At 67.5% G+C, this 5,180-nt stretch carries 6 protein-coding genes; 2 read left to right on the forward strand and 4 right to left on the reverse strand.

The window, feature by feature from the left end; translation table 11 throughout:
* Positions 1-557 precede the first annotated feature (557 nt).
* Positions 558-1,340 carry a class I SAM-dependent methyltransferase gene (locus tag ACE3QM_RS19605; protein WP_231462388.1) on the forward strand — a complete coding sequence of 261 codons (783 nt, stop codon included), beginning with the start codon at positions 558-560 and terminating at the stop codon, positions 1,338-1,340.
* Here ACE3QM_RS19605 and ACE3QM_RS19610 read toward each other — a convergent pair.
* From ACE3QM_RS19610 to ACE3QM_RS19620, 3 genes are read right to left on the reverse strand one after another with little or no spacing between them, the layout of a single operon-like run.
* Positions 1,312-1,665 (reverse strand): antibiotic biosynthesis monooxygenase, encoded by a 354-nt coding sequence (locus ACE3QM_RS19610; RefSeq protein WP_374424226.1) that lies wholly within the window; start codon positions 1,663-1,665, stop codon positions 1,312-1,314. The genes ACE3QM_RS19605 and ACE3QM_RS19610 overlap by 29 nt on opposite strands.
* On the reverse strand, positions 1,662-2,768 hold the full coding sequence (locus ACE3QM_RS19615) for a hypothetical protein (RefSeq protein WP_374424228.1): 1,107 nt from the start codon (positions 2,766-2,768) through the stop codon (positions 1,662-1,664). Before ACE3QM_RS19615 ends, ACE3QM_RS19610 begins: the two co-directional genes overlap by 4 nt.
* A complete protein-coding gene (locus ACE3QM_RS19620; protein ID WP_374424230.1) occupies positions 2,765-3,391 on the reverse strand; it encodes a DUF6058 family natural product biosynthesis protein in 627 nt (208 codons plus the stop codon). The genes ACE3QM_RS19615 and ACE3QM_RS19620 overlap by 4 nt, the downstream gene beginning before the upstream one ends.
* 80 nt (positions 3,392-3,471) lie before the next feature.
* On the opposite strand from ACE3QM_RS19620, the gene ACE3QM_RS19625 reads away from it, so the two are divergent.
* Positions 3,472-4,191, forward strand: a complete 720-nt coding sequence (locus ACE3QM_RS19625) for a helix-turn-helix transcriptional regulator (RefSeq protein WP_048410386.1) — start codon at positions 3,472-3,474, stop codon at positions 4,189-4,191.
* Positions 4,192-4,265: 74 nt separating this feature from the next.
* Here the strand turns inward: ACE3QM_RS19625 and ACE3QM_RS19630 are convergent, their stop codons facing one another.
* Positions 4,266-4,703, reverse strand: a complete 438-nt coding sequence (locus ACE3QM_RS19630; protein WP_231462393.1) for a hypothetical protein — start codon at positions 4,701-4,703, stop codon at positions 4,266-4,268.
* Positions 4,704-5,180: the final 477 nt, after the last annotated feature.

Consider the following 5,180-nt stretch of genomic DNA (forward strand, 5'->3'; position numbering starts at 1 on the left):
GGGCGCAGGGGGGGGGGCGGGCGCGGCTGTTGGGGCAAAACGCGATGGCGCTTGGGGGGTGGAGCCGGTGGCCGCCACCGCGCCGTCGAACATCAACCTGGGCTCCAGGGCCTGCAATAACAGGCGCGAGCGCTTGGGTGCCGGCGTCTTCTTGTCACTACCTTGCGATTGCCCCGCTGATTTCCACCATCCCATCTCGCTCTCCCGGATTATTTCAACTCAGCGCCCAGATCGCACCACGCTCGCGCCCTACTTCCAAAAAGCTGCTTAGCGGATTAAAACCTAGAATCAAAGCAAAAATAAATGACAATTAAATAAATCAAAATCAGTACAATAAATTAGCAAACAGCACAGCATGCAAGCTGACAAAAGCTGTCAAACGCCAAAACGATGCTTCCCTCATTAAAAATAGTTGTTCCTCATGCGAAGCAAGCTAAGTGCAAATACGTAGTTCAGCGAATATTTCATGCATATCGGTAGTAAATCCGCCGCCGGCTTGCCCTGGACCGCGCCATCCCGTATCGTTCCAGCGCCGTTTTCACCAAGGATTTGCCGACATGCCCGCCACCCCGCTGTATTGCGCCGCCGCCGCGCGCCAGGATGCCGCCCGCGCGCTGGCCGAGCGCTTTGCCCTGCCGCTGCTGACGCAGAGGCCCGAGCAAGGCTATTGGCTGGAATTGGGCGAGGAGCGGCTGGAACTGCTGACCACCGGCAAGCACGGCGCGGTATATGCGGAATTCGTCGAGGGCGCGGCCAAGCACCGCCGCGAACAAGGCGGCGGCCGTGGCCAACCGGTGGCCAAGGCCATAGGCCTGAAAGGCGCGAAGGAACTGCCCTATGTGGTGGACGCCACCGCCGGCCTGGGCCGCGACAGCTTCGTGCTGGCCGGGCTGGGCTGCCGCGTCACCCTGGTGGAACGCTCGCCGGTGGCCGCCGCGCTGCTGGCCGACGCGCTGCAGCGCGCCGCCGGCCACCCGGACACCGCCGACATCGCCGCGCGCATGCATCTGGTGCACGCCAGCTCCATCGCCTGGCTAGCCTCCCTGAACGAGGCCGAGCGCCCGGACGTGGTGTTCGTCGATCCGATGTTCCCGGACACCGACAAGAAAAGCGCCGCCGCCAAAAAGGACATGCAGGCCTTCCAGCAGGTAATAGGCGACGATCAGGACAGCGCCGCGCTGCTGCAAGCCGCCATCGCCGCGGCCAAGAACCGCGTCGTGGTGAAACGGCCGCGGCTGGGCGCGGCCATCGAAGGCGTGAAGCCGTCCGCGGTGCTGGACGGCAAGTCCACCCGTTTTGATCTTTACGTGATCAAGGCCTTGCATCCAATTCAGGGCTGACGCCATCGGGCGCTTGCGCCCTCTCCTTCATCCCATAATCCCGCAACACCGCCGCCACCCGCAGCCGGTAATCGGCGAACAAGGCCTCCCGCCCCTGCCGCTGCGCCGCGCGGTGCGGCTCCAGCCGCCGCCAGGCCGCCACCGACGCCTCGTCGCGCCAGAACGACAGCGACAACATCTTCTCCGGCCGGTTCAGGCTGGCGAAGCGCTCGATCGACAGGAAACCGTCCGCCTCCGCCAGCTCCCGCCCCAGGCGCTCCGCCCAGCCCAGATAACCGTCCCGGCCGCCTTCGGCCAGCTCCACCTCGAAAATCACCGCAATCATTCCGCTCTCCCTTCCTTGCCATAAATGCGCACCCGCGCGTTGGGCAGCCGGCGAAAACGCGCCGCCGCCGTCAAGTCTTGCCAATCCGGCCGCGCCGCCGCCAATGCCGCCAGGCCGCCGCGCGCGATCTCCAGCGCCAGCGCCTGGCCCGGGCAGGCATGCCGCCCGGCGCCGAACATCAAGGCCTCGCCCGGCCCGGCCGGGTCCAAAGCCGCCGCCGCCAACACCACCAGTACCGAAGCGCCGGCCGGCACCGTCTGGCCGCCATAGGACCAATCCCGCGCAACGAAACGCCGGGTGTTGTGCAAGACCGGGTCCCGCAAGGCCAGCCCATCCCACTCCGCCGCCGCGCCCGCCGCCAGCGGCCGGCCCTGGGCCTGATGCCACACCGCGGCGGCGAACAGGCCGGCGCCGGCGTCCAGGCTCTGGAACAATAGGCCGATCACATTCGCCGTCAGCGTCGCCTCATCCGGCGCCAATTCATTCCTCAGCTCAGCCAGCATGCCGTCGGCTCGTGGCAAGGCCTCCGCCACTCGCGCCTGCAAAGCCGTCAACGCCTGTTCTCCGCACGCCAGCGCTTCAGCGTCGACATCCGCGGCCAGCGCTTGCGCCACCGCCCCAACCTCCGCGACCAAGACCGGCGCATCCGCCGCCTGCAGACCCAGCAAGCCGGCCAGCGTCAGCACCGGCAGGCCCTGCGCCATCCGGTCCAGCACCTCGCCGTTCAACGGCTCGCGCGCCAGCCAGTCCCGCGCCAGGCTTTCCGCCAAGCGCCCGGCCTCCGCGCCCGCCACCGTCGCCAAGGCCCGGCTCAAGGCCGCCTTCAGCGCCGGATGGCGCGGCGCCTCGCTCATCCGCGCCCACAGACAGAACGTGCGCGCCAAGCCGCCATCGCCCAATTGCGGCGGCGCCGCCGGTTCCAGCGGCCGCACCCGGCACTCCGGCGCGGCCAACACCGCCTGCGCCGCCGCATGGCCGGCCGCCACCCACAAGCCCAGGCCGGCGTCAAAATACAGCGGCCGCCGCTGCGCCAGGTCCTGATAATAGGGATAGGGATGGGCGTGAGTCACCGCCGCCAGCGGGTCCAAAGGCCAAGCACTCATGCCGCCTCCGTCAGGTAAAGCCGCCGCGTCAGCTCCACGCAGCGGGCACGCGAACTAGCCGCCCGCTCATGCGGCGCAAACGGCGCCGCCACCCCGTCCAGCGCCGTCACCGCCCAGGCCAGGCGCTCGCGCCGGGCCGGGTCCAGAGCGGGCCGGCTTTGCCGCTCGGTCAGCGCGTCGATCAAGAACACCAGCGCCTCCTTCTGCGCAATCTCCCCCGGCAAGCCGGCGCGGGTGCACACCCCGTAGCCGCCGGCCAGGAAATCCCGCCACGCCGCCTCCCAATCCGGCTCCGCCTCGGCGCGCGGCAGTTCCAGCGCCGCCAGCCCAGCGCGCCACTGCCGGCCGAAACAGGCGCGCAAGCGCTCCGGCTCGCCGTCCAAGGCCAGCGCCTGGCCCAGCCAGCACAACATGCCCTGCGGATACCAGGCCGACTCCGCGCTCAGCGCCGCCGCGCCCATGCAGGACGCCACCTCCCCGCTCTGCGTCAGCCGGTAGGACGGCCATGGCGCCGCGCCGGCCCGCTGCCAGCCGCGCAAGGTGTCCAGGCTCACGCCGCTGCGCGCCAACAGCTCCGGTTCCGCCAGAAAATGACGGCGCAAATAGTCCAGCAAATCCTCCACTCCCGCTCTCCTTGTTCAAGCTTGACGATGGGTTTATCGTAGCCGGCGGCATCCGCCAAAGTTTCAGCCGAGGATGAACCATGCTTGCAGCCCCGCACGACCGCATACCCGACATCAGCCGCCTGGCCAGCCTGCTGGCCGACCCCGGCCGCGCGCTGATGCTGCTGCTATTGCAAGACGGCCGCCTCTACCCGGCCAGCGATCTGGCCCAGGCCGCCGGCCTGTCGCCGCAAGCAGCCAGCAACCATCTGGCCAAGCTGCTGCATGGCCAGGCGGTGCGGGTGGAACAACGCGGCCGCCACCGCTATTACGGCCTGGCCAGCCCGGCCATCGCCCACGCGCTGGAAGCACTGTCCGCCGCCGCCGGCGAAAACCGGAGCGCGGTGCGCCCCAAGGGCAATGCCGACATCCGCCTGGCGCGCAGCTGCTACGACCACCTGGCCGGCCGGCTGGGCATCGCCGTCGCCGACTTCCTGCAACAGCAGCAACTGCTGCAACGGCGCGAGGAGCGCGAGTTCGCGGTGACGCCGGCCGGCGCGGACTGGCTGGCGGCGCGGCTGGACATTCAACTGGCCGGCATCGCCCGCCCGCGCCGGCCCTTGGCGCGCGCCTGCCTGGACTGGAGCGAACGCCGCGACCACATCGCCGGCAGCCTGGGCGCGGCCTTGTGCCAAGCCTTCTTGCAGCGCGGTCTGACCGAGCGCCGCAGCGACAGCCGCGCCTTGCGGATCACGCCGGCCGGTTATGCCTTCTTGAAGCAGGAATGCGGAGTGGGCAGCGAGCAGCTGCAAGGGGAATAAGGCGGTTTGGTGGCATCGCCAGACGACGCCACCCACCCGGCAAACAGGCGGGCGGCGTTACCCGCCGTGACGACTTAGTGCTTGCGACCGAAGCGTTCTTCCAATTGCCTGCGCCAGATCCTGCCCTCATGCGTGCGGTGGTAATGGTCCACATAAGGGAAGACCTTGAGGTGCAGCGCGCTCAGCAACAGCGCGTGTTCCAACAGATTGAAGAAGCCTATCCAGTAGCCACGGCCGTCAATGTCGTCAAAGTCGATATCTCGGGCGATGCGGCTGAGCAAGCCGCCCCCGGCATAGGGCTGGTTGTCCTTCAGCCATTGCAACAAATGGCCAGCGCATTCGCGGCCATAGGCGACATTGGCGGCAAAGTCGTCATTGGGAGCCGGCATTTGCCAGTAATGCGGGTAGCTGCGTTCTGGCAGATAGCTGACGAAGGGAAGCAGGGTGTCTTGTAGCTCGGGAGCCGGCAGTTTGTAGCGGCGGCGGCGGGGGAAGGCTTGAGGCTGTTGCATGGTGTTTCTCCTGTAATGACACAAGATGAAGCACCTGATCCCAAGTTAAGAGGGAACAGGATTGGCGTCTAAACAAATCAAATCGTCTTTAAGTGCCGACTCATAGTCCACCATGCGCCTGCCAAATGGCGCGGCCATGGTAAAGCAGCCCGCGCTGTATCCAGCGAGGGCCAGTTGGTTTAAGCGGACGGGACGCCAATCCCGTGTGCCGCATGTGGGCGGCAACGTGGGGATTGTTGCCGAGGGTGGGTCTTGGGTCAAGCTGGGGTGGTGGCTTCCACCCGGAGTGGGAGATGTGTAGCCGCTGGGGGATGAGGATGGGAGTTGCCCGCCGGCTTGGCGCGCACGGGTGTTGCAGTGTGGAGGTTCAGACTGCGCGGGCCGCCGGCCCAGCCCCGCTGAAACACCCCACCCCATATCCCGGGGGTGAAAACATTGTTAATCCCGCGCCACCGCCACCCCGGTTGGGGGTTGGCC

The organism is Chromobacterium sp. (assembly GCF_041912965.1).
GTDB classification, from domain to species: Bacteria; Pseudomonadota; Gammaproteobacteria; order Burkholderiales; family Chromobacteriaceae; genus Chromobacterium; species Chromobacterium aquaticum.